The sequence below is a fragment of the Microcystis sp. M113S1 genome (assembly GCF_020246945.1).
Taxonomy (GTDB): Bacteria; Cyanobacteriota; Cyanobacteriia; order Cyanobacteriales; family Microcystaceae; genus Microcystis.
Genome location: NZ_JADBSA010000008.1, coordinates 1 through 21,507, shown reverse-complemented (window position 1 = coordinate 21,507; position 21,507 = coordinate 1). Strand labels below are relative to the sequence as shown.

Sequence of the window (21,507 nt, the reverse complement as noted above, 5' to 3'; positions counted from 1 at the left end):
AAGGCAAAAAAGCGTTTTTGTGAGTAAATTCGCTAAAAATCGGGATTTTACCCTTTTGATGTGCAAAATATGCCCATTTGTACGACTATTTTACCATAAAATCTGCCTTTTTTGGGGTTTAGAACAGTGTCAAGTCAGTAGCGCTCGCAGGTTTCTTGGCTGGGATGGAGGGGTTAATGGTTTGCTATCCTCTTGACAGAGATTGCAGAAAGTCGAGAAGATTTTTAAAAGAAGGACAACAAGTGGCACAAAGTTCTAAATTTAGCTTTTGGGCTAGTTCAAGATTCATGTTGGTACTATAACGGGGTTTTCTATTTTCACCGATTGACAATTTGATCAATTCTTCTTTCGGTTTGATAATTAGGTGAGGGTTTGGGTGAGCTTTTCCCTTGCCTCGTCCCACATATTTAACAACTTCTGGATCAGACCAAAACCAAGCCTCTAATTCTTCTATTGGGATGCAGATATATTTCCTGATACCATTAATATTAGAACAGCTTAATTCTAAGTGATCTCGCAATTGTTTTTCATCGTTAAGAGAGTTATTCTTGGGATTACGATCTAAATCATGAACAATGATAAAAGCATCACATCCTTCCCTTGTCATCACTTTAAGTTTTGCTGACAGTTTTCTCTTTAATGTACTAGAGGATTTAGATGCCCAAGATTTTGTCCTAGTATTTGTCCCCAGCACGCGATGGATAATTTGACGAAACACATCGCAGTCCGTCTCATCTTCGGCAATTATGGCGATCAAGTTACTACTCATCGAGAATACCACTGTAAATCCAGTCTCCTAAATCTCCTTCTTCACAGAGGTACTCGACAACTTTTTCAATCTCTCCTTCTTCTAGTTTCCTAACACTTGTCCGTCCCTGGTTACGATAAACTAAGCTAATATTTTCTGGCTTTGTCCAAGCTACTACTTGTGGTGAATGAGTTGATATAATTAAATTTTCATCCCAAGTATAGGATTTAATTTCATTTAATAATTTTGCTAACATTGCGGGATGTATTTGTGTTTCTGGCTCCTCAATTATGGTTGTTGTATTAGGATAGTGAGCAATTATTTCGATAAGAATTGATAAAACTCGCAAGGTGCCATCGGAGAGTAATCCAATATTGACTCCATCTAATAATACTGAAGCGATGTACTCTTCTTCTTTACCTTGGACTGTCTGTCCAGAATGCTCACTCAAAACGAACTTCTGCACAGTGATTTTCTTGGCAAGTCCTATTCGTTGACAAACATTTTCTAGTTCATCAAAATCATCCGTACCTACCCAACGAAATATTCTCCGAGCTAGAGTATCTGCTAGATCAAATCGACTGGCAGAAATCTTCTTACTTGCCACCTTTAATAAAGAAGGCTGTCGTCTTGATGTGCGACGGATAGCAGCTTTGCCAAGAAGACGAATCCCTTTTAAAATAGCATAAACCCACTGCATTTCTGGAGGTAAATTTAGCGATGAATTTCCAGGTATATTTGACTGTCGCAGCGAGGTAGTATTGCCAAGAATAGCAAATATTGGCTCACCATTATTAGGGAAGCTTGTTAGTCCAAATTGGCTTTTCCAGAGAAGTTCTTGATCTCCATCAATATACTGACAAGAATCATCCCAAGTGAAGGAACTTTCCAAGGAATTATCGTTAGTGGTATCATCTATTTCTGTATCTAGATCGTCCATAGAAAAGGGGATGATTAGCTCATACCTGTATCCTAAGCGCCGGTTAGTCGGTGTTAGAATTTCAACCTGCAAAATTGTGGGAATGCTATCACTGTCAATCATCCGAGAGCCGATCGATCTACCGATAGCACAGGATGAGATGGCTTCAAATCCTTCTAGGATAGCGGATTTCCCCGCACCGTTTTTACCCACTAATACCCCAACTTGGTTAACTAGGGATAGGGAAACTGGACCACCTAGCACACCCCAACCATCGAGGGTAAAAGATAATAGTCTAGGCTGGTTCATATTAAAACAATTCTAGTTTTTGGGATCATACAGAGCCTTATTAGTTAATTATATCCAATCTATCTGATCTTCCCTCAGTTTTCCGGGCTGGCGGCTGGCGATCGCCGATGAGGACTACTTTTAGCTGTTTTTCCCTCGATAATTTAGGATAGAATAAAAATGCGATCGAGAGTTAATATTATGGCCCGATCGGCAGCTCAAGAATCGATGATGATTGAGCTTAATGATCCCCTAACTCCAGCGAAGACTATTATCCTGATTTTCCCAGCGCAAAAATTACCCCAAAATGCTTACTCCTCTCCTCTGGCAAAATGCCAATCCCAACCCCAATAATCTGGAGAATTTCCAAATTATTAGCCAATGGTGGCAAGATTTAAATCTTAAGGAAGTCTTCTGGCAACAGCGTTTAATTCCCGCTCCTGGCTCTCTGGAAGATATTAATTGGGAGCGGCAAGGTTTTGATGAAAAATTTAGCATCCAAATGCCTCAAATTCGCGGGATTACCCTCTATTGGCATAAATCTACTTTTGCTGACGAAAGAAGCATGACACCTAAACAATTAATTTTAGATCGGGAACGGGAGCAATTAGACATTTATCCCCAATCCCAACCTAGTTTAGTTATTCGGGTGACGAAAACCCATCTAGTTTATCAAAAATTCGAGCTAAAAAATCCTCTCCTGGTCGGCAAAAAAGCAGAAAGTGAATATATTTTACTGATCAGGGATAAAGAACAGCAAATAGAAGTTAAAATTAATCTCAGTCCTGAAAATTATCGGCAATTTCTAGAAACCATGACTGAGGATCAATAAATAATGTGGCAGGGAAACCTAGAACTAATTTACACGCAAAAAAATCTCGCAACCCAGATTAATCACGTCTATGCTACCGCACCTTTAAAAGTACAAAGACCTTTTTATCCCGAAGGAAAAAACCTTTGTCATACGGTGATTTTACACACGGCTGGGGGAATAGTTGGGGGTGATGTTCTTCAACAAAAAATTCATCTTCAAGCCGCTACTAATGCCCTGATTACCACTGCTTCTGCTGGAAAAGTTTACCAGAGTAATGGTCAGATGTCCCAGCAATTAATCGAGATTAAAATTGATGACAATGCCAGTTTAGAATGGCTACCTCAAGAAACGATTATCTTTAATGGTGCAGCATTTCGCCAACATTTACGAGTGGATTTAGGGGAAAATAGCAGTTGGTTAGGATGGGAAATTACCCGTTTTGGTCGCACTGCGCGAGGAGAGAAATTTTTAGCGGGAGAATGGCATTCTAATTGGGAAATTTGGCGATCAGGACAACCTTTATGGCTCGATCGATCCTGCCTGTTAGGTGGTAAAATGATCGAGGGATTTTCCGGTTTAAATGATAGTGCCATGATCGGTACTTTAGTTTATATCGGTCAACCGGTGGGCAGAAATTTGATTGAGAAAGTGAGAGATTTTTCCCTAGAAGGAGAGATGGGAGTTACTAACACTTTAGGAGATGGTCTTTTGTGTCGTTATCGGGGTAATTCTAGCGGTGAAGTGCGACAATGGTTTCAGCAGGTTTGGCAAATTTTAAGGCGAGAAATGAGCGATCAAGAGGCAATTATTCCGCGAGTTTGGTTATCTTGGTAAAGGCGGTCAATTTCACTTTTCTCAAGTCACTTGAATGCCTGTATCGGTGATTGGCGCTATCCAAAATTGTAGATCGGGAGCGACGAGAATTTCCCGGGCCTTTTTAACGATAGTTTCCGCCACTTCCTGAGATGAACAGAGAGTAAAAACCGTCGGGCCAGAGCCTGACATCATCGTTCCCAAGCCGCCTAAATCGTCTAGAACCTGTCTTAACTCGGCTACGAGGGGAAATTCGGGTAAAACCACCTTTTCGAGGTCATTATGGATAAATTTGCCGATAGCGGCCGGTTTTTTCTGGGCGATCGCTTGTACCAAAGCCCCGGAACTCACCTGCTGACGACGGTGATGAAATTCCTCTGGAGAAGACAGATAGGTATCCTGAAATTTTTGCCGATAGCTTTGGTAGGCCCAGGGTGTAGAAACGGATAAATGGTCGTATTTGGCTAAAATCACCCATAATCCAGTCAGAGGAGCGATAGGATCGAGAATTTCTCCCCTTCCCGTACAGATAACCGTTCCTCCTGTCACACAAAAGGAAGTATCGGAGCCCAATCTTGCCGCTAAAGTTTCTAATTCCGGACGGGTTAAACCTAATTCCCAGATTAAATCGATACCGACTAACACCGCAGCCGCGTTGGTGGAACCCCCCGCTAAACCGGCAGCCACGGGAATATATTTCTCGATGCTGATATCAATGCCGCCGTAATTGGCAAAGAGCCGGGGGAATTCCCTCGCCATCAAAGTGGCGGCGCGATGGGCAAGATTACTGCTATCTTGGGGGACGAGGGGATGATGGCAAAAGAGACGGAATTCCTGCAATCCGTTCGGCCGGAGAGTGATGCGATCGCATAATCCCACCGTCTGCATCACCATCACTAACTCGTGGAAACCATCGGGGCGATCGCCAACTATTTCTAGATATAAATTAATTTTAGCGGGGGCTAGAAGGGTATAACTGTGCATTTGTCAAGGAAAAAAATCTAAAATTTTGGCAATTGACCTAATTTTTCCGCCAAGTCAATCCATTGCGATAAACTGAGATCTTCGGCGCGAGCCTGGGGATTAATTTCTAATTGTGTCAGGATTTGGCTTAATCGATCGCTATCCAGACAATTTTTTAGATTATTGCGTAACATTTTGCGCCGGTTGGCAAAACCCCAGCTAATTAAAGTGGACAAAAAGGCAGCATTACTGACATTATTCGGCAAAACACGGGGTAAAAGCCTAATTACCGCCGAATCCACCTGGGGAGGTGGGGAAAAGGCCCGCCGGGGTACATCACAAATCCATTGACAATCGGCAAGGTATTGAATGCGGACGCTGAGAGCGCTGTAAGCTTTGGTGGAGGGGACAGCGACTAATCTTTCGGCGACTTCTTTCTGGACTAAGAGGGTAATACTCTGGTAAGGGGGGGTGAAGGGATGAGCGATCGAACCGAGGAGCTTTTCGAGGATCGGACCGGTGATATTATAGGGAATATTAGCCACTACTTTATTAACTGGCGGCAGTTGCTCGGGTTTAAGGGTAAGAAAGTCGCCTGGTATGAGATGAAAGTTATCTTGTTGGCCAAATTTTTTATTTAAAATTGTCCATAGATCTCGATCGATTTCTACAGCGACCACTAATTGAGCGCCATCGAGAAGACGACGGGTTAAAATGCCTGTACCCGGTCCGATTTCTAATACCCGATCTTCTGATTGTAAATTAGCAGCGCCGATGATGCGATCGAGTATCGATTCATCTTTTAACCAATGTTGTCCAAAACGTTTACGCGGTTGAATTTTCATACCTCTATTTTAAAGTCAGAGGGTTGTCCTCGACAATAACACCCCTGAAAATATGGGCAATGCGATCGATAACCGCATCAATTATGATAGAGCCTAGACAAAGATAGCAAAAAAATTAGAAACAATGTCAGATTTGAACGATGTTTTCGCAATTGTAGCAGGAGCGGTTCCGGGGGCGTTATCTCGTTATCACATTACCGAATGGACAAAAGCAAAATTCGGCTTGCGCTTTCCCTATGGAACCTTTATTATTAATTTAACTGGCTGTCTAGCTATCGGCTTCTTTTTTGCTATTTTACCCAGTTTTCCCTTTTATTCCCACGAACTAGATTTAATGGTTAGAACGGGATTTTTAGGGGCTTATACCACCTTTTCTACCTATAGTTTAGATATCTTGATCCTCTGGCGCAATCAACAAAATTTTCTCAGTCTTTTTTTTGCCGTTGCTAGTATAATTTTAGGATTGATTGCCGTGAGAATCGGGGCAGCTATTGCCGAAGTTTTTCCAGTTGAATTCTCCAATTTATTGACTATTTAACGGCAGGACAGACACCATGTATTTTTTCAGGGGTCGTTATGGTTTATTCGTGGCGATTGGGGCTATTTTTGGGGCTTTGAGTCGTTTTTATATCGCCGAATTAATTCAATATCTCTTCAGTCAAGAATGGGTATTTTTAGCTACATTTTTTGTCAATGTTTCTGGCTGTTTAATTATTGCCTATATCTTTACTATGGTTAAGGAAAATATTCGCATAATTGCCCCAGAATTAGGATTGATGATTGCCACGGGTTTTTGTGGTTCCTATACAACTTTTTCCACCTATAGTTTGGAGGTAAACAAGTTTTTAGAGCAGGGAAACGTGACTTTCGGTTTAATTTACTGGTTGGGCAGTGTTTTTGGGGGGATGATTGCGCTTAAAATTGGAGTTACTTTAGCAAGAACAGGTTTTCCTAGATGAATTATTAAGGGGGCAAAAATAGATAAGCATCTCTCAAACTTTACCCTGTCTTCACTTGCCATTATTAAGGGAAAATTAATTATCTTAACCTGATTATTACTAAACCTTAATCTTAGTCAAGATTTAAGCTTTTCTTGATAAAATTTGAGGACAGATTGTTTTAGACTAAGAGCAGTCAATCTTCAGTAAAAATACCCCTATGAATCCATCTCCAGAGTCAACTTTTGTTTGTCCGATTATCATCGAAGACGACAGAACAGGATTAGACACAGAAACTATCCGACGGGCTTTAAGGGATAATTTACTCTATATTCAAGGTAAATTGCCAGAATTAGCCAGCAAAAACGATCTTTACCTGGCCCTAGCCTATACAGTCCGCGATCGTTTATTACAGCGTTGGTTAACCACCCAACAAACCTATCTAAAAAAAGATGTCAGAACCGTTTGTTATCTCTCGGCCGAATTTTTAGTCGGTCCCCATTTGGCTAATAATTTAATTAATCTCGGTATCTACGAACAGGTGGAGAAAGCTGTCAGCGAATCGGGATTAAAACTAGAAGAATTAATTGCCCAAGAAGAAGAACCGGGGTTAGGAAATGGTGGTTTAGGTCGTTTAGCGGCCTGTTATTTAGATTCCCTTTCTACCCTAGAAATTCCCGCTATTGGTTACGGTATTCGCTACGAATTTGGTATCTTTGATCAAAGAATTCACGACGGTTGGCAGGTGGAAATAACCGATAAGTGGTTACAGTATGGAAATCCCTGGGAAATTGCCCGACCGGAAGCGGGAGTAGAGGTAAAATTTGGCGGTTATACCGAATCCTATACCGACGAAAATGGTAATTATCGCAGTCGTTGGATTGCCGATTATGTAGTCAAAGGAATTCCCTACGATACCCCAATTCTCGGCTATCGAGTTAACACCGCTAATACCATGCGTCTCTGGAAATCAGAAGCTTGTGAATCTTTTGATTTTGGTCGCTTTAATCGCGGCGATTATTATGGTGCGGTGGATAATAAAGTTCACTCGGAAAATATCAGTAAAGTTCTCTATCCTAACGATGAACCAATTCAAGGCAAAGAACTGCGTTTAGAACAGCAATATTTCTTTGTTTCCTGTTCCCTACAGGATATGATTCGTATTCACTTATATGAGAACCCCAGTCTCGATAATTTTCATCAAAAATGGTCGGTACAATTGAATGATACTCACCCTTCCGTCGGTGTGGCCGAGTTAATGCGCTTGTTAATTGATGTGCATCATTTCGATTGGGATAAAGCTTGGTTTATTACTCAAAATACCTTCGCCTATACCAATCATACTCTTTTGCCAGAAGCTTTAGAAAAATGGCCTTTGAGTATTTTTGGTCGTCTTTTACCCCGATTAATGGAAATTATCTACGAAATTAACTATCGTTTCTTGGATAAAATTCGCATTATTTATCCCCATGATGACGGCAAAATGTCCCGTTTATCTATAATCGATGAAAGCGGCGAAAAATACGTCCGTATGGCTCACCTTGCCTGTGTGGGTTCCCAGGCAATTAATGGGGTGGCAGCCCTCCATACAGAATTACTGAAAAAAGATGTTCTGCGCGATTTCTATGAACTCTTTCCCGAAAAATTTAGCAACAAAACCAATGGAGTTACTCCCCGGCGCTGGATAGTTTCTAGTAATCCCCGCTTGACTTTTGCGATTACAGAAAAAATCGGCGAAAATTGGATTAATCATCTGGAGGATTTACGCAGTTTAGAAAACTATGTCGATGATGGGGTATTTCGGGACTATTGGCGACAGATTAAATACGATATTAAGGCAGATTTAGCCAACTATATCGATAAAAAAGTCGGCATTAAAGTTGATCCTAGTACCCTCTTTGATGTGCAGGTAAAACGCATTCACGAATATAAACGGCAACATCTCAACGTTTTACATATCGTCACTCTCTATCATCGCCTCAAAAATAATCCCAATCTAGATATTACACCCCGTACTTTTATTTTTGGTGGTAAGGCAGCCCCGGGTTATTTTATGGCGAAATTAATCATTAAATTGATTAATTCTGTGGCAGAAGTGATCGACAATGATCCGACGATTGGAGGACGTTTAAAAGTGGTTTTTCTGCCCGATTATAATGTCACCTTCGGTCAACGGGTTTATCCGGCTGCCGACTTGTCTGAACAAATTTCCACGGCCGGGAAAGAAGCTTCGGGAACTGGTAATATGAAATTCTCCATGAATGGGGCCTTAACTATCGGCACTCTCGATGGGGCAAATATCGAAATTCGTGAAGAGGTGGGGGCAGAAAATTTCTTTCTTTTTGGCTTGACAACCGAGGAGGTTTATGCTAAGAAAGCCCAGGGTTATAATCCCCAAGAATACTATTACCATAACGAAGAATTGCGGGCAGTATTAGACCTCATTGGTTCGGGATTTTTTAGCCGGGGTGATAGTAGTTTATTCCGTCCGCTTGTGGATAATCTTATCTACGATGATCCCTATATGTTACTGGCTGATTATCAGTCCTATATCGACTGTCAGGAGGGTGTCGGTCGCGCCTATCAAGATCAAGAACATTGGAGTCGTTTAGCGATTCTTAATGTAGCCCGCATGGGGAAATTCTCTAGCGATCGATCGATTCGGGAATACTGCGAGGAAATCTGGCGGGTACAACCGGTAAAGATTGAATTACCCGATTATATTCAAGCTAATGCCGGTTTATCGGTAAATTAGAACCAATCTAGGCAGTAGGAGCGTGTTTACTTATCCTACTGCCCACAGGATAACCAGCCATGGGCGACTCTAATCTAGATTTCTACGGGATTGACGGGGCTCGAACCCGCAACTTCCGCCGTGACAGGGCGGTGCTCTAACCAATTGAACTACAATCCCATTTTTGCGACAATTCTGATTGTAACTTCATCATTAGGGTTATGTCAAGCACCTCTGGGAAAATTTTTTTGAGGGAGAGGGAAGTGGGGAAACAATTCATAACTGGGTTTTTCAAGTTGGATTGGTATCAATACTGAATTAAAGCCAAAAAATCCCCAATTAGGGACCGGACCCTCTTTACAATGGGATTGTATGTAATTAAGCTTGTTGGGAGCCTGAGCTATGACTAACCCGAATTCGATCGAACAGCTATCGCAGGAATTACTCGATCTAGACCAAGTAGATGCCGATACCGGCGCAGATTTGCGGCAAAAAGCCCAAGAAATCCTCGCAGAAACCAGTATTGACCTGCCGATTCGAGAAGCGATCGCCGATAGTCTCAGTCAAGGCAATCAACTACTTACCCTCAAAACCGTCGGCAAGGAAGAAAGTTACTAGCACATTTGGGGTCAAAAGTCAAGATGAAAGAAAAAAATTTTTTTGTCTGGCTGGGGCGATTTTTGGCCTCTTTTGGGCTGTTATCGGGGATAAGTGGCTGTAATTCTCCTCTTTTGATCACTCCTCAAGTTCCCGTCGGTGGTTTAAATAGTTTTGCTCCCGATCAATTCCCCAGTTATAGTGCTGATGGTCGCTATTTAGCCTTCGCTTCCGATCGCTCCGGTCGTCGTAGTATATATTTATTCGATCTGCAAGAAAAGCGCTTAGTTAATCTCCCTAACCTAAATCGTGGCGATTCTAGCCAAGATCAGCCATCTCTGAATGCTGATGGTCGTTTAATTGCCTATGTCTCCAGCGAACGCGGCAAAAGTGATGTCATGGTTTATGATCGTTCCCTGTCCCGTGCAACCCTGTTAACCGCTAACCTGCGGGGAAGCGTCCGCAATCCCACCATTAGCGGTGATGGTCGCCAAATTGCCTTTGAAACCAACCAAGACGGTCAATGGAATATTGCGATCGTTAACGGCCAATTTTAAACTTGTTCTACTCGGTCTTAATCGTTAAGACCTGCGGAGGAGTTGCATCTGGTGGATATAAAAAATTTACCTGTACTATATGCCAATCCCCTGGAGGAATAGTCAGAGTCACTAAAGGTTGCCCCTCTTGTCCGCGTCTTTGGACGAGATGGAAAAATCTACTTTGTGCCTGTCCCTGGTCATCGCTATAATTGACGGCTACCGTTCCCCGAAAAAACACTTGTGGGGCAGCTGGATCGAGAAAACGCAAACCCTGCCGAATAATATTCTCTTTAATCGGTGTTTCTAGCGCAATAGTCACTGTTTTCGCCTCATCACTGCGATTAAATAGAGGTAAACTTAACCTATATTCCACACCGTAATTACCATGAGCTTGATAGGCCGTATCGGGATAGCGAACTAACATACTAGCACTTTGATTTTGTTCCGTTCCCAATTTGCCCCCGGGTAGGGTGCTAATCCCATAGGCTATAGATTGACCAGAATCAGGAATATTTAACCATAAAGAAGCTCGATCGACTAATCGGGCTGGCCAAGCTGAACCTTGGGACACCCCCGCTACCCGTCCATAAATTATCTGTCCTTGACTATTGGGAGGAGTGGGCGCTCGATCCCGCGGAGTCGATAAATCGCCTTTTTCTAGCAAATTTTCCCATTCTGTCAGATTTGGTGGTCTTTCCTGCCCATTTTCATCTAAAGCTGCATAAAGAGCTAAACTAGCAGCGTAGAGAAGACCGTCACTTTCCAGACGGAGATAAGTGGATCTACCGTTTAAAGGGGGAGTCAAATCGCGCACGGGAATCGCTGCATTTAAGACCATAAAACTTTCCCCGGGGGGAATAATAATCCGATCGGAAAAAATATCCTGACGCTGCCCCATTAAAATATCTGTCATTACCCGACTTCCCGGCCCGGCAAAAACCGTCCCCTGATTATTTTCCACTTGTGCAGGTAAATCGATAAAAGCTGCATCGGGTTGACTCAAATAACTAGCCCCCTGCAAAATTTTAACAGTCACGGGATTAGGACTGGGATTGTGGAGTAATATACCCAGATAAAGGGTGCGTAAATTATCGGGAAAATTCCCCCTCGCTATATGGTGGGCAAAAATATCAAAGCGTCCCTGAAAAGCATAATTTAAATGGGCCGAGGGGAAACTTTTCTCTTGGGGGGGAAAAGTCGAAAGCAAAATCCCTTCTCCTAGCAATAATTCGGGACTATTGCTATTAAAAACGGGAACTTGATCTAGTTGATTCGGTAAAGGACGCACCTGCACCGGTCGAATTATTTCTACACTAGGGGGAGTTTGGGCAATGGGTAGCAAAAAAGGTAACATCACACAAATTACCATCTCAAGAGCAATGATTTTTGATCATAGCATTACTGGCTCGCTCAATTTAGATAGTATTCTGTTTGTCCATATCTAGAGGATTGTTTAATATTTCTTGCCGGTGTTAGCTGACCTTTTTGGTTAAGTACAATCAAGAAAAATTGTCAAATTTACCAATCTTTATTTGCTCTTGCCATTGAGCAAATCTATTGTCATCATAGACTAATATCTAGATGTTACCGTGGTTTTCTGGAAACTTGGCCCGATGTCTAGATATCGATCGAGCCGGAATTGTTATGATAAATTTATTATTGTCCCCGATTGGACACCCCCTCTTAACCTGCCAAGTTTTGTTAATTAAGCCTGTAGAAATTAACTGCCAATGGGAATGGCATACAGGGAGAAAAGCTCAAGACTTAAATAAATAAATCAGCAGAGACAGAAAAGAAAACTGCTAACTTTTTTGCCTGTTTCTTACTAATTTGTCGCTTCCCATTAAGAATTTCTGAGACAATCCCACTAGAACCAATCCCTGCCCTGACTAAATCCGCTTGAATCAAACCCCTTGCCTCCATAAGGGTTTGAAGTATTGAAACAGGAGTAGAAGCTGACCCAGGCTGAAATCGCGCTTCCTCATATATCTCAATCAATACTTCCCACACATCCAGAATTTGTTCCTCCAATTCATTGGGACTTTGCTTAAAAAAAAGTTGTTCAGCGATCGCCAAAGCTTGGTTATATTGCTCCTCCGTTTGAATAACAAAGGGAAGTATTGAAGTTTCTATGGTCGAGGGATCAAAGGTAAGGGTCATTTTTCCAATCCTCCTGGTCATATTCAGCATGGGTCAAAACATACTTGATGTAAATTCTGCTTTTTTTATAGTTAATCCCGACAATCAAACGATAACGATTACCTTTGATATTAAAAACCGTAAAATTGCCGACAGGATCAGCTTTTGGGAAAACCTTACGCACATCATTAATACTGAGCCATTGTGAACTTTTGGCAATTCGATACCAGTCATCTAAAGGTTTTTTCAGGTCAGCGTGCTTTTCAAATGCCTCCTGAAGCGTTTTATAGCTGATAATCCTCAAAACGATTCCCCAGTAGGCTAACAAAGAGCAAGTTAAACTCTCTTCTTCATACTCTCATTATGAGAGGGAGCTTGTCAAGGGAAAATTTTTCTGCTCAACTTACGATCGCACTTGCTCACCACCAAGCGATCGCCCATTCAGCCAAATTTCACAGTACAAAGGTTGACGCAAGTATCTAGTAGATATCGCATCAGAATAGCTCCGGCTCAGGGGGTGGGAGGAGTTCGTTACGATAGGACTCCAACGGAGGGAAGTTAGGGATTCCTTAGAAGTTGAAAATACGGGTTAAGGTTTCAGTGGATAATGTTGCCATTTTGATTGGTGAATTTTTGACGATTCTCTGTTAACTTAAATCCCAAAATGTGAGCTAGGTTAAACGAATCGCAACCCAACCTACAGGCGCTCGCAGATTGCGTATTGCGCTCACAATTTCATCAGTCCGCTCCAAGCGCTGGTTAGACAGTGACCCACCGATCAACGTAAACTGCTCAATGCCTGAATTGTGACCGTACCACCTTCGATTGCATCAAGCTGCATCCGATAGCCGTAGAGTAAACTCATACCAACCAAAGGTTCTGTATCAGATTCGTTTATATCAATTCGCCGCAACTCTCCGTCCCAAATAACTAAACCACGATACACATCGAAAACACAAGTGCTTCCATCCCCCAGGATTCCCTCTTCACGTCTATATGCCCGTAAGTTGAGATCGGCAAGCACTGAGGAAGGCAGGGTCAGAAAACCTGTAAATCCTGTATCAATGACAGCATCGATCATTTGCCTCTGTGAATCTACATTGCCTACGACCAGTCGGATTGTCGCCTCGCAGTTTTGATCAACAATTCCTTGCATCATAGAGTTATTGCAAACGACCTACACCAAAGCGATGAACTCCTCTATGACCAATCCGAACGCACCAGATTTGAGCGTCAGGGCAACGGTCGAGCAATCGATCTGAAGCAGTCATCGTATCTTTTGCCAGTTCAAAGGCTCCACTTTCAATGTCAATCGCTACAATCCTGCCATGATTACCTTCCTCAACTTGAGGACGCACCAGAGATTCATAAATCTCATTCCCACGCTGAGCAAATTCTTCTTTACTATAGCGAAGCTGCTGAACTGTCATAGGCTTTGACCTCGTAACAACACTACTCCTATATTCTACCCTGAACGAGCACCCGTTTGCCTCGATGTCTAAGTTAGATACCTGGCAAAATCCCCCTCAAGATATCATCAGCAAGATTTCTCAGTATGTCTTTAGCGGCTCTTTTAGAAATCTCTTTTCCAGTTTTGCCTTTCACAATTTTGACAAATCGGCGAGACAAGTTATCTTCATCATTGCTTACAACACCATCATTGTTGGCATCCAGAATTCTAGTAAAAAAATCTCGATCAGACTAACTCACTGTGCCATTACTTCTGACAGAAAACATGAAAAACGATAACTTGTAATAATTGCTTAAATCGTCTTGAGAGTTTGAGTTTAGATATTCGTAGCTGGCAATGTCCTAGGTGTGGAGAAAACCACGATAGAGATATTAATATATCAACACCCTACCTGTAAGCATCCCAACGAAAAGCTAATGCGCTCCGGGGTTTGGGGAATATAACCCCCCAAAAGCTGGGATTGAGTGATAAAATCGGAGGTAATGCCCGGTTTTATCAGAGGGTTTCCCTTTAAAAATCCCAACTTGGTCGATTTACAACAATGAGATCTACCCCATCAAGACCGCTAAGAATATTCGAGATCAAGGTTGACGAATTTTGGCGGTAGGACATACCGCTTCGTCCCTGCGAGTAATACCGAGTAAAGGCACTGCTTTTGCAAGGCATCTCCCCGTGAAAGAAGCATCCCCACCCTTTTAGGCAACGGGATTGTCAAAACAGTATTTCCCCGTTAACATGAACCAAATTGACTATCTCAGGATTAGTTTAATCGATCGCTGTAACTTTCGCTGTCAGTATTGTCTGCCTGAAGATGCAGAATTGTCCTATGTTCGACCGCAAGACTTACTCACCCGGGAGGAAATTCTTACTTTAGTCAAAAATGTCTTTATTCCCCTCGGTTTCCGCAAATTTCGTCTTACTGGTGGGGAACCTCTCTTACATCCCGAAGTAGTGGAGATTGTGCGCGATATCGCCTCTTTATCTGCCACTAGCGATTTAGCTCTGACCACTAATGGCTATTTACTTGACAATTTAGCCGAAATGTTGTATAATGCCGGACTAAGACGGATTAATATCAGTTTAGACTCCCTCGACCCCGACACTTTCGATAAAATTATCGGTAATCGCGGCCGGAGTCGTTGGCAAAAAACTTGGGCAGGTATTCAAGCAGCCCAGAGAGTGGGTTTTGACCCCTTAAAATTGAATGTGGTGGTGATTCCGGGGATAAATGAGGCAGAAGTGGAAGATTTAGCGGCTTTGACCATCGATAAGCGTTGGCACGTCCGTTTTATCGAGTTTATGCCCATCGGTAACGGTGATTTATTTCAAGAAAAAGCTTGGATTGCGAGCGAGGAATTAAGGGGGCGAATTCGGGCAAAATGGGGCTTAAATGAGGGTCAAGTGCGGGGAAATGGTCCAGCCGATGTTTTTCAAATTCCGGGGGCTAAGGGTACAATTGGCTTTATTAGTCAGATGTCGGAATGTTTTTGCGATCGCTGTAACCGCCTACGTCTCTCGGCCGATGGTTGGTTGCGTCCCTGTCTCCTCAACGAAACTGGACAAATTGACCTAAAAACTGCCCTCCGTCAGGGAATTTCGCCGGCAGAAATCAGGGAAAAAGTCGGGAAATTGATGGAACTGAAGGCAGAAATAAACTTTAAACTGCGTGATTCCGGCACATCAAGCGGCATTTATACCCGTACTATGTCCCAAATTGGCGGCTAAAAATCTACTGTCCGAATTCTATTCTAGCCTGTTCTACCATTTCCACGGTAACTCGATCGGAACCGGCATGACGAGCTAATTCTTCTATCCTTTGACGCGCTTGGGAACGAACAAAATAGGGAATATTTTTCAGTTTTGCTTTTGCTTCTGCTGTCCATTGTAGTTGATCGGAAAAATCTAGAGCTTCCATAGATTTAACATATAGTAGTCCGTCTATTATACCAAAAAAGATTATCTATTTATTGAAAAGCTGATGAGATGGTGATTTTCTTGACAGCGACTCTTTTTGACCTTTCTTTTAATTTTAGGTTTCTGCTAGGTCGAAATTTACTCTTTGATATAAATCTTGAAAAGAAATCTGCCAATCTACCGACAGCAATTGTAAAACCGCATTTTCCCCCGTGCAGAAATCAATTAACCATTGATCATCCTTTTGTTTATAATAACGTTCCACACTATAACTAGATTGTTCAATCAGAATATATTCCTGAAAAGTTGGCAAAGAACGATAGAATTTAAACTTATCCCCTCGCTCATAAGCTTGGGTAGAATTAGAGAGAACTTCGACAATAATTAAAGGATTGATCACGTTAGATTGACTATTCCCTTGACAGAGAGGTTGACCTTTAATCACCATCACATCGGGATAGGTGTAAATGCTATAATCTGACAGCCATAAACGCACCGTTTCCATGTAGGTATAATAATCTTGATTATTGATAGTCAGAGGAAATCTTCGATAGAAGTTTCCAGCAATCTGATTGTGATTAGTTGTTGCTCCTACCATGGGGATAATTTCTCCTTGACGATATTCATTTTTATCCTCGGACGTTTCCTCTAGGGCGAGATATTCTTCGGGAGTATAATATTTAGTGTCGGTAGCGGTTAACATTTTTGACTCTCCTTCCTATTCTATTTTCTAGGATACAGCATTTCCCTAAAAAGAGACGAAGTTATCCTTAAGCAAGGTTATCGATTGAGTTGCTCGGAAAAGTGTATCTTAAATATCTCAGAAATCCGCTGACGCGCTTAGGAACGATGATTTTCTTGACAGCGACCTTTTCCTGCTCAATTCCGGTCACAATCTTTTTCACCTTTCTCTTAATTTTAGGTTTCTGCTAGGTCAAAATTTACTCTTTGATATAAATCTTGAAAAGAAATCTGCCAATCTACTGACACCAATTGTAAAACTGCATTTTCCCCCGTGCAGAAATCAATTAACCATTGATCATCCTTTTGTTTATAATAACGTTCCACACTATAACTAGATTGTTCAATCAGAATATATTCCTGAAAAGTTGGTAAGGAACGATAGAATTTAAACTTGTCCCCTCGCTCATAAGCTTGGGTAGAATTAGAGAGAACTTCGACAATAATTAAAGGATTGATCACGTTAGATTGACTATTCCCTTGATAGAGAGGTTGACCTTTAATCACCATCACATCAGGATAGGTGTAAATGCTATAATCTGACAGCCATAAACGCACCGTTTCCATGTAGGTATAATAATCTTGATTATTGATATTTAAGGGAAAATTACGGCAAAAATTTAGACAAATCTGATTGTGATTAGTTGTTGCTCCTACCATGGGGATAATTTCTCCTTGACGATATTCATTTTTATCCTCGGACGTTTCCTCCAGAGCCAGATATTCTTCGGGAGTATAATATTTAGTGTCGGTAGCGGTTAACATTTTTGACTCTCCTTCCTATTCTATTTTCTAGGATACAGCATTTCCCTAAAAAGAGACAAAGTTATCCTTAATCAAGGTTATCGATTGAGTTGCTCGGATCATATTTTTCTCTTAATCTCTGGCAAAAAATGCTGAGAAATCCACAATTAAAAATCTAACTATCAAAATTGCTCACCCCAAGGGTTAAAATAAACTAGATAAATAGTTTTATGTTTAGTTTCTCCTATGTTTAACTGGTTCCGTCGTCAGAAAGTTCAACCCGAACAAGAACAAGCACCCCCTGCACCCGTAGAGGAAACCCCCAGCGGGGCAACCAGTCAGGAAGAATATTTAGATTGGGCCAAAAAAGCCTTTAAAAATATTCAAGAGAAAAAAGCCACGGCCGAGGCCGTCGTGAGCGAAACCCCTGAAACATCTATTGCTGAAACAGAACCTCCGCAAGAGGAAGAAGCAGCTAAAGAAGAGGAAACTGAGGATAATACCCCCGCATGGCTGAAAAAATCCGAGCGCCTCGAAATTCTCAAAGAAACCGCCATCGAAACCCCCACAGAACCGGATGAGGATTTTATCTGGTCAGCCAAAGTTTTAGCCAATCAGGGACGACAAGCAGAGGACGTTTCCGAAGAAGAAATCACCTGGTTAAAAAAATTGCGTCAGGGTTTAGGCAAAACGCGCCGCAGCTTGGTCAATCAGCTTAAGGCCGTGGTCGGTCAGGGTCCCCTCAATCAAGATGCGGTGGAGGAAATTGAAGCTTTATTGCTTCAGGCTGATGTGGGGGTAGATGCCACCGATTATATTATCACTACCCTCCAAAATAAGCTAAAACAGGAAGCTTTGCCCCCCGAAAAAGCGATCGAATATCTCAAAGAAATTATCCGCGAGATTTTAGATGCACCTTTAGCCAATTATAGCAACCCCAGTTTTGAGCCAGAAAAAGGTAAATTAAATATCTGGATGCTCACAGGAGTTAACGGAGTGGGTAAAACGACGACTATCGGCAAATTAGCCCATTTATCTAAACAATCTGGCTATAGCTGTATGATCGCCGCTGCCGACACCTTTCGCGCTGCTGCCGTGGAACAGGTGAAAGTTTGGGGAGAGCGATCGCAAGTCGAAGTAATTGCCAACCCGGGCAAAAATACCGACCCGGCCGCCGTGGTGTACGATGGCATCGAAGCCGCTAAATCCAGGGAGGTAGAATTACTCTTAGTGGATACGGCGGGAAGATTGCAGAATAAAAAGAACTTAATGGCAGAATTAAGCAAAATTCGCCGCATTATCGACAAAAAAGCCGAGAGTGCCGTGGTGGAATCCCTTCTAGTTCTCGATGCCACTTTAGGACAAAACGGGCTGCGACAAGCAGAGGTTTTCTCGGAAGCTGCCCAATTAAGCGGCGTGATCCTGACTAAAATCGATGGTACAGCTAAAGGGGGTGTTGCCCTTGCCGTAGCGCGTCAGCTTAACCTACCGATTCGCTTTGTTGGCGCTGGGGAAGGAATCGAGGATCTGCGGCCCTTTTCCAGTTACGAATTCGTGGAAGCTTTACTGAGTGGCGATTAATCTCACCCCGCCTATCTTTCATAATCTTTTCATGGTTGCTTCATAATTGTCTCATTTTTAGTTATGCTAGAAATGAAGACTCAGGGTAACAACTATGCGAACGACAATTACAGTTAGTCATCTAGGAGTATATTATCGCGGCGTGGAAGCCCTACGGGATATCACCCTGAAAATTTATCCAGGACGATTAACTGGTATTATCGGTCCCAACGGTGCGGGCAAAAGTACCCTGATCAAAGCCATGCTAGGATTAATTCCCGTACAACAAGGAACCGTTAACTATCAAGGGCAATCTCTACAGCAACAACTGGATAAAGTCGCTTATGTTCCCCAAAGATCTCAAATCGACTGGACCTATCCCGTCACCGCTTGGGATGTGGTAATGATGGGGAGAGTCAGAAAAACGGGTTGGTTTCGTCCTTTTTCCCATATTAGTCGTCAACAGGCTTTAAATGCCCTAGAAAGGGTGGAAATGGCTGATTTACGCCATCGTCCCCTCGGTCAGCTGTCGGGGGGACAACAGCAAAGAGTCTTTTTAGCCAGATCTTTGGCCCAAGAAGCGGAGATTTTCTGTTTTGATGAACCTTTCGTTGGGGTAGATCAAAAAACCGAGGGCATCCTTTTTAATATCTTTGGTGAGTTAGCCCAAGAAAATAAAATTGTCATGGTGGTTAACCATGATTTAGGCGAATCTATCACCCATTTTGCTGATTTAATCCTCTTAAATAAAGAATTGATCCTCGCCGATCAACGATCTAAGGTCTTAACTGATTTTAATCTCCGGCGTGCATACGGGGGTAAAGTCTCCTTCTATGATGCCATGACACCACCAGATCATCGCCGATCAAGTCTCGATTATCTCGATCGCCTCTCGAAAAACAATGCGATAAACTAGAAGCGAAGATATTTTGGCTGACTGCCGATAGGGACACCGATGACAACTATTTCCCCGCAAGAAGTAACAGGAACGATCGAACTGGCTCCTAACTATCGAATTCCCCTGTTTTTGGTAATTTTATCGCTGCCTTTACTCTTTTTACAGGTCTGGCTCGGAATAATTTTCTCCCTGTTAGGCCTATTCTTGATGTTCCAGACTACCCGCATTCGTCTCCAGTTTACCCCCACTTCCCTAGATGTCTATCTGTCTGGGCAACAAATTCGCTCCTTTCCCTACCAAGAATGGCAAAATTGGCGAATTTTCTGGAACAAAGTCCCGATCCTGTTTTATTTCAAAGAAATTAACAGCATTCATTTTTTGCCCATTATCTTTGACAGCGCAACCCTGAGACTGTGCCTGGAAAAATACTATCCTTTAGCAGCATCGCAAGCGATCGACTCAGAAGCGAACTAAGATTGAGATAAAATAAAATCTAGCTAATAGCGTCTTAATTGCCTGCCTTGGCCCTTTGTTCGCTCTGCATTTCTAAAGCCGATGAATTCAGAAGATTTTAATGTTTTACCCCTTGACAAAATGACAGACTTACCCAATGAATCTGTCGAAGAATTTAGTTTTGACGATCTCTGGAACGATCGCCCAGTAGAGAATCCCCTGCCATCGGAAATCGCCCCCGAAGGCGAATTAGTTCCCGCAGCGCCAGCGCAACCCCTGCGGGAGGAAATCTCGGCTCTAGAACGGCAAAAACAGAGCCTAGAGGCAGAAATCTCGGCATTAAAAGCGGAAAGAGAACGCTTGATCGCCGAAGAACTAGGGGATATCAAAGCTCAAATCGAAAGAATGCTCAAGGAAGGCGTAAAAGACCTAGAACAACGCAAACAGGCTTTAGAATTGGCGATCGAACAGTTAGAACGCCGTCGTGAGCGTATTCGGCAGGAAATGCGGAGTAATTTCGCCGGAGTCTCCCAGGACATAGCCGTGCGGGTTCAGGGATTTAAAGACTATCTGGTGGGCAGTTTACAGGATTTGGCTGCGGCTGCCGAACAGTTGGAATTACCCCGTTTTGAAACCCCCGAAAAATCCCCCCGCTCCGTGGAACCTCCCCTGCGGACCGAACGGGAGGAAAACCCGCGCCCATCCCGTGGCAGTCAAGGCCGAGATTATCCCGAAGAACGTCCCCGTCCCTCCCGTACCAGTAACCAGGGCCAGGATAATTGGCAAGAACCCCGTCGTTCTAACCGTTCGGGTTATGAATCGGAACCGGTGGGGCAATCCACCCCTAGACAGGGCTTTTCTGACCAAAATCAGCGCATCCAAACTCTTTTAGACCGTTATCGCAGTCGTCCTGACTATTACGGTCCCCCTTGGCAACTACGGCGCACTTTTGAACCAATTCATGCCGAACGGGTGCAACAGTGGTTCTTTAAACAGGGAGGCCGGGGTACTGTTCGCGGTATGGGCAGCCGTCTCCAGAATATTCTGGTCGCTTCGGCAATTATCTCGATTATGGCGGAATTACAGGGCGATCGCTTCCGTTCTCTAGTTCTGGCTAATAGTCCCGAACGTTTAGGCGAATGGCGGCGCGGCCTCCAAGATTGTCTCGGCATTTCCCGCGCCGATTTTGGACCAGACCGCGGCATCGTTCTCTTTGAGTCTCCCGAAGCTTTAATTCAAAAAGCGGAACGTTTAATCGAGGATAAGTATTCACCGCTCATTATCATCGATGATACCGAAGAACGGCTCAATTTCGCTCTTTTACAATTCCCCTACTGGTTAGCTTTTGCCCCTGAACCCCAACAAAGTTCTAGTTATTGGTATTAACTA

28 protein-coding genes and 1 tRNA gene are annotated in these 21,507 nt (G+C 42.9%); 16 read left to right on the top strand and 13 right to left on the bottom strand.

The window, feature by feature from the left end:
• Nucleotides 1–184: 184 nt before the first annotated feature.
• The gene (locus tag IM319_RS00625; RefSeq protein WP_287734254.1) at nt 185–769 is read right to left on the bottom strand and encodes a DUF4276 family protein; all 585 of its coding nucleotides are present in this window, start codon (nt 767–769) and stop codon (nt 185–187) included.
• Nucleotides 762–1,976 (bottom strand): AAA family ATPase, encoded by a 1,215-nt coding sequence (locus tag IM319_RS00620; RefSeq protein ID WP_287734253.1) that lies wholly within the window; start codon nt 1,974–1,976, stop codon nt 762–764. The genes IM319_RS00625 and IM319_RS00620 overlap by 8 nt, the downstream gene beginning before the upstream one ends.
• A gap of 159 nt (nt 1,977–2,135) precedes the next feature.
• Here IM319_RS00620 and IM319_RS00615 point away from each other — a divergent pair, with 159 nt between their 5' ends.
• From IM319_RS00615 to IM319_RS00605, 3 genes are read left to right on the top strand one after another with little or no spacing between them, the layout of a single operon-like run.
• Nucleotides 2,136–2,309: a hypothetical protein gene (locus IM319_RS00615; protein ID WP_287734252.1), complete on the top strand. Its 174-nt coding sequence runs from the start codon at nt 2,136–2,138 to the stop codon at nt 2,307–2,309.
• On the top strand, nt 2,263–2,787 hold the full coding sequence (locus tag IM319_RS00610) for a hypothetical protein (RefSeq protein WP_287734251.1): 525 nt from the start codon (nt 2,263–2,265) through the stop codon (nt 2,785–2,787). Before IM319_RS00615 ends, IM319_RS00610 begins: the two co-directional genes overlap by 47 nt.
• A 3-nt stretch (nt 2,788–2,790) precedes the next feature.
• A complete protein-coding gene (locus tag IM319_RS00605) occupies nt 2,791–3,603 on the top strand; it encodes an urease accessory protein UreD (protein ID WP_286827389.1) in 813 nt (270 codons plus the stop codon).
• A gap of 21 nt (nt 3,604–3,624) precedes the next feature.
• Here IM319_RS00605 and ispE read toward each other — a convergent pair whose 3' ends face one another.
• A complete protein-coding gene (ispE, locus tag IM319_RS00600; RefSeq protein ID WP_287734250.1) occupies nt 3,625–4,566 on the bottom strand; it encodes a 4-(cytidine 5'-diphospho)-2-C-methyl-D-erythritol kinase in 942 nt (313 codons plus the stop codon).
• Nucleotides 4,567–4,583: 17 nt separating this feature from the next.
• On the bottom strand, nt 4,584–5,390 hold the full coding sequence (gene rsmA / locus IM319_RS00595; protein WP_287686438.1) for a 16S rRNA (adenine(1518)-N(6)/adenine(1519)-N(6))-dimethyltransferase RsmA: 807 nt from the start codon (nt 5,388–5,390) through the stop codon (nt 4,584–4,586).
• A 124-nt stretch (nt 5,391–5,514) separates the two neighbouring features.
• On the opposite strand from rsmA, the gene crcB (IM319_RS00590) reads away from it, so the two are divergent.
• The 3 genes from crcB (IM319_RS00590) to IM319_RS00580 all read left to right on the top strand — a co-directional run bounded on the left by crcB (IM319_RS00590) (nt 5,515) and on the right by IM319_RS00580 (nt 9,083).
• Nucleotides 5,515–5,928: a fluoride efflux transporter CrcB gene (gene crcB / locus IM319_RS00590; protein WP_287734249.1), complete on the top strand. Its 414-nt coding sequence runs from the start codon at nt 5,515–5,517 to the stop codon at nt 5,926–5,928.
• A 16-nt stretch (nt 5,929–5,944) separates the two neighbouring features.
• Nucleotides 5,945–6,349 carry a fluoride efflux transporter CrcB gene (gene crcB, locus IM319_RS00585; RefSeq protein WP_287686442.1) on the top strand — a complete coding sequence of 135 codons (405 nt, stop codon included), beginning with the start codon at nt 5,945–5,947 and terminating at the stop codon, nt 6,347–6,349.
• A gap of 199 nt (nt 6,350–6,548) precedes the next feature.
• Entirely contained in the window at nt 6,549–9,083 is a 2,535-nt protein-coding gene (locus IM319_RS00580) for a glycogen/starch/alpha-glucan phosphorylase (protein WP_287686443.1), read from the top strand.
• Nucleotides 9,084–9,168: 85 nt separating this feature from the next.
• Here IM319_RS00580 and IM319_RS00575 read toward each other — a convergent pair.
• Nucleotides 9,169–9,242, bottom strand: a tRNA-Asp gene (locus tag IM319_RS00575).
• 222 nt (nt 9,243–9,464) lie between these two features.
• Between IM319_RS00575 and IM319_RS00570 the strand changes: the two genes are divergently transcribed.
• Nucleotides 9,465–9,680: a hypothetical protein gene (locus IM319_RS00570; RefSeq protein WP_002737387.1), complete on the top strand. Its 216-nt coding sequence runs from the start codon at nt 9,465–9,467 to the stop codon at nt 9,678–9,680.
• A gap of 23 nt (nt 9,681–9,703) precedes the next feature.
• A complete protein-coding gene (locus tag IM319_RS00565; RefSeq protein WP_287734248.1) occupies nt 9,704–10,216 on the top strand; it encodes a TolB family protein in 513 nt (170 codons plus the stop codon).
• A 7-nt stretch (nt 10,217–10,223) separates the two neighbouring features.
• Here the strand turns inward: IM319_RS00565 and IM319_RS00560 are convergent, their stop codons facing one another.
• Nucleotides 10,224–11,567, bottom strand: coding sequence for a DUF3370 domain-containing protein (locus IM319_RS00560; RefSeq protein WP_287734247.1), 1,344 nt, complete (start codon nt 11,565–11,567; stop codon nt 10,224–10,226).
• 212 nt (nt 11,568–11,779) lie between these two features.
• On the opposite strand from IM319_RS00560, the gene IM319_RS00555 reads away from it, so the two are divergent.
• Nucleotides 11,780–11,974: a hypothetical protein gene (locus IM319_RS00555; RefSeq protein WP_287734246.1), complete on the top strand. Its 195-nt coding sequence runs from the start codon at nt 11,780–11,782 to the stop codon at nt 11,972–11,974.
• On the opposite strand, the gene IM319_RS00550 is transcribed toward IM319_RS00555, so the two are convergent.
• The 4 genes from IM319_RS00550 to IM319_RS00535 form a co-directional block, all read right to left on the bottom strand.
• A complete protein-coding gene (locus IM319_RS00550; RefSeq protein ID WP_287734245.1) occupies nt 11,963–12,358 on the bottom strand; it encodes a helix-turn-helix domain-containing protein in 396 nt (131 codons plus the stop codon). The genes IM319_RS00555 and IM319_RS00550 overlap by 12 nt on opposite strands.
• Nucleotides 12,342–12,641 (bottom strand): type II toxin-antitoxin system HigB family toxin, encoded by a 300-nt coding sequence (locus IM319_RS00545; RefSeq protein WP_287734259.1) that lies wholly within the window; start codon nt 12,639–12,641, stop codon nt 12,342–12,344. The genes IM319_RS00550 and IM319_RS00545 overlap by 17 nt, the downstream gene beginning before the upstream one ends.
• Before the next feature lie 474 nt (nt 12,642–13,115).
• Entirely contained in the window at nt 13,116–13,496 is a 381-nt protein-coding gene (locus tag IM319_RS00540; protein WP_271973306.1) for a clan AA aspartic protease, read from the bottom strand.
• A gap of 4 nt (nt 13,497–13,500) precedes the next feature.
• Complete coding sequence (locus tag IM319_RS00535; RefSeq protein ID WP_158202090.1) at nt 13,501–13,767, bottom strand: hypothetical protein; 267 nt, start codon at nt 13,765–13,767, stop codon at nt 13,501–13,503.
• A 64-nt stretch (nt 13,768–13,831) separates the two neighbouring features.
• Here IM319_RS00535 and IM319_RS00530 point away from each other — a divergent pair, with 64 nt between their 5' ends.
• From IM319_RS00530 to moaA, 3 genes are all read left to right on the top strand, one after another.
• Nucleotides 13,832–14,086, top strand: coding sequence for a hypothetical protein (locus IM319_RS00530; protein ID WP_287734244.1), 255 nt, complete (start codon nt 13,832–13,834; stop codon nt 14,084–14,086).
• Nucleotides 14,087–14,118: 32 nt separating this feature from the next.
• Nucleotides 14,119–14,205: a hypothetical protein gene (locus IM319_RS00525; RefSeq protein ID WP_233271433.1), complete on the top strand. Its 87-nt coding sequence runs from the start codon at nt 14,119–14,121 to the stop codon at nt 14,203–14,205.
• Nucleotides 14,206–14,543: 338 nt separating this feature from the next.
• The gene (moaA, locus tag IM319_RS00520) at nt 14,544–15,533 is read left to right on the top strand and encodes a GTP 3',8-cyclase MoaA (protein ID WP_287734243.1); all 990 of its coding nucleotides are present in this window, start codon (nt 14,544–14,546) and stop codon (nt 15,531–15,533) included.
• A 4-nt stretch (nt 15,534–15,537) separates the two neighbouring features.
• Here the strand turns inward: moaA and IM319_RS00515 are convergent, their stop codons facing one another.
• From IM319_RS00515 to IM319_RS00505, 3 genes are all read right to left on the bottom strand, one after another.
• Nucleotides 15,538–15,723 (bottom strand): PCP reductase family protein, encoded by a 186-nt coding sequence (locus IM319_RS00515; protein ID WP_002795651.1) that lies wholly within the window; start codon nt 15,721–15,723, stop codon nt 15,538–15,540.
• 114 nt (nt 15,724–15,837) lie between these two features.
• The gene (locus tag IM319_RS00510; protein ID WP_287734242.1) at nt 15,838–16,425 is read right to left on the bottom strand and encodes a Uma2 family endonuclease; all 588 of its coding nucleotides are present in this window, start codon (nt 16,423–16,425) and stop codon (nt 15,838–15,840) included.
• 215 nt (nt 16,426–16,640) lie between these two features.
• The gene (locus tag IM319_RS00505) at nt 16,641–17,228 is read right to left on the bottom strand and encodes a Uma2 family endonuclease (protein ID WP_287734241.1); all 588 of its coding nucleotides are present in this window, start codon (nt 17,226–17,228) and stop codon (nt 16,641–16,643) included.
• Nucleotides 17,229–17,453: 225 nt separating this feature from the next.
• On the opposite strand from IM319_RS00505, the gene ftsY reads away from it, so the two are divergent.
• From ftsY to IM319_RS00485, 4 genes are all read left to right on the top strand, one after another.
• Nucleotides 17,454–18,788 carry a signal recognition particle-docking protein FtsY gene (gene ftsY / locus IM319_RS00500; RefSeq protein WP_287684268.1) on the top strand — a complete coding sequence of 445 codons (1,335 nt, stop codon included), beginning with the start codon at nt 17,454–17,456 and terminating at the stop codon, nt 18,786–18,788.
• A 94-nt stretch (nt 18,789–18,882) separates the two neighbouring features.
• Complete coding sequence (locus IM319_RS00495) at nt 18,883–19,683, top strand: metal ABC transporter ATP-binding protein (protein WP_287734240.1); 801 nt, start codon at nt 18,883–18,885, stop codon at nt 19,681–19,683.
• A gap of 39 nt (nt 19,684–19,722) precedes the next feature.
• Nucleotides 19,723–20,139, top strand: coding sequence for a DUF3119 family protein (locus IM319_RS00490; protein WP_002751775.1), 417 nt, complete (start codon nt 19,723–19,725; stop codon nt 20,137–20,139).
• An 81-nt stretch (nt 20,140–20,220) separates the two neighbouring features.
• Entirely contained in the window at nt 20,221–21,504 is a 1,284-nt protein-coding gene (locus tag IM319_RS00485; protein ID WP_287734239.1) for a DUF3086 domain-containing protein, read from the top strand.
• Nucleotides 21,505–21,507 lie beyond the last annotated feature (3 nt).

Bases quoted from the DNA above. Each gene is read 5' to 3' on its own strand.
- IM319_RS00625 (WP_287734254.1), bottom strand. From the start codon at position 769: ATGAGTAGTAACTTGATCGCCATAATTGCCGAAGATGAGACGGACTGC.
- IM319_RS00620 (WP_287734253.1), bottom strand. From the start codon at position 1,976: ATGAACCAGCCTAGACTATTATCTTTTACCCTCGATGGTTGGGGTGTG.
- IM319_RS00615 (WP_287734252.1), top strand. From the start codon at position 2,136: ATGCGATCGAGAGTTAATATTATGGCCCGATCGGCAGCTCAAGAATCG.
- IM319_RS00610 (WP_287734251.1), top strand. From the start codon at position 2,263: ATGCTTACTCCTCTCCTCTGGCAAAATGCCAATCCCAACCCCAATAAT.
- IM319_RS00605 (WP_286827389.1), top strand. From the start codon at position 2,791: ATGTGGCAGGGAAACCTAGAACTAATTTACACGCAAAAAAATCTCGCA.
- ispE (WP_287734250.1), bottom strand. From the start codon at position 4,566: ATGCACAGTTATACCCTTCTAGCCCCCGCTAAAATTAATTTATATCTA.
- rsmA (WP_287686438.1), bottom strand. From the start codon at position 5,390: ATGAAAATTCAACCGCGTAAACGTTTTGGACAACATTGGTTAAAAGAT.
- crcB (WP_287734249.1), top strand. From the start codon at position 5,515: ATGTCAGATTTGAACGATGTTTTCGCAATTGTAGCAGGAGCGGTTCCG.
- crcB (WP_287686442.1), top strand. From the start codon at position 5,945: ATGTATTTTTTCAGGGGTCGTTATGGTTTATTCGTGGCGATTGGGGCT.
- IM319_RS00580 (WP_287686443.1), top strand. From the start codon at position 6,549: ATGAATCCATCTCCAGAGTCAACTTTTGTTTGTCCGATTATCATCGAA.
- IM319_RS00570 (WP_002737387.1), top strand. From the start codon at position 9,465: ATGACTAACCCGAATTCGATCGAACAGCTATCGCAGGAATTACTCGAT.
- IM319_RS00565 (WP_287734248.1), top strand. From the start codon at position 9,704: ATGAAAGAAAAAAATTTTTTTGTCTGGCTGGGGCGATTTTTGGCCTCT.
- IM319_RS00560 (WP_287734247.1), bottom strand. From the start codon at position 11,567: ATGGTAATTTGTGTGATGTTACCTTTTTTGCTACCCATTGCCCAAACT.
- IM319_RS00555 (WP_287734246.1), top strand. From the start codon at position 11,780: ATGTTACCGTGGTTTTCTGGAAACTTGGCCCGATGTCTAGATATCGAT.
- IM319_RS00550 (WP_287734245.1), bottom strand. From the start codon at position 12,358: ATGACCCTTACCTTTGATCCCTCGACCATAGAAACTTCAATACTTCCC.
- IM319_RS00540 (WP_271973306.1), bottom strand. From the start codon at position 13,496: ATGATGCAAGGAATTGTTGATCAAAACTGCGAGGCGACAATCCGACTG.
- IM319_RS00535 (WP_158202090.1), bottom strand. From the start codon at position 13,767: ATGACAGTTCAGCAGCTTCGCTATAGTAAAGAAGAATTTGCTCAGCGT.
- IM319_RS00530 (WP_287734244.1), top strand. From the start codon at position 13,832: ATGTCTAAGTTAGATACCTGGCAAAATCCCCCTCAAGATATCATCAGC.
- moaA (WP_287734243.1), top strand. From the start codon at position 14,544: ATGAACCAAATTGACTATCTCAGGATTAGTTTAATCGATCGCTGTAAC.
- IM319_RS00515 (WP_002795651.1), bottom strand. From the start codon at position 15,723: ATGGAAGCTCTAGATTTTTCCGATCAACTACAATGGACAGCAGAAGCA.
- IM319_RS00510 (WP_287734242.1), bottom strand. From the start codon at position 16,425: ATGTTAACCGCTACCGACACTAAATATTATACTCCCGAAGAATATCTC.
- IM319_RS00505 (WP_287734241.1), bottom strand. From the start codon at position 17,228: ATGTTAACCGCTACCGACACTAAATATTATACTCCCGAAGAATATCTG.
- ftsY (WP_287684268.1), top strand. From the start codon at position 17,454: ATGTTTAACTGGTTCCGTCGTCAGAAAGTTCAACCCGAACAAGAACAA.
- IM319_RS00495 (WP_287734240.1), top strand. From the start codon at position 18,883: ATGCGAACGACAATTACAGTTAGTCATCTAGGAGTATATTATCGCGGC.
- IM319_RS00490 (WP_002751775.1), top strand. From the start codon at position 19,723: ATGACAACTATTTCCCCGCAAGAAGTAACAGGAACGATCGAACTGGCT.
- IM319_RS00485 (WP_287734239.1), top strand. From the start codon at position 20,221: ATGAATTCAGAAGATTTTAATGTTTTACCCCTTGACAAAATGACAGAC.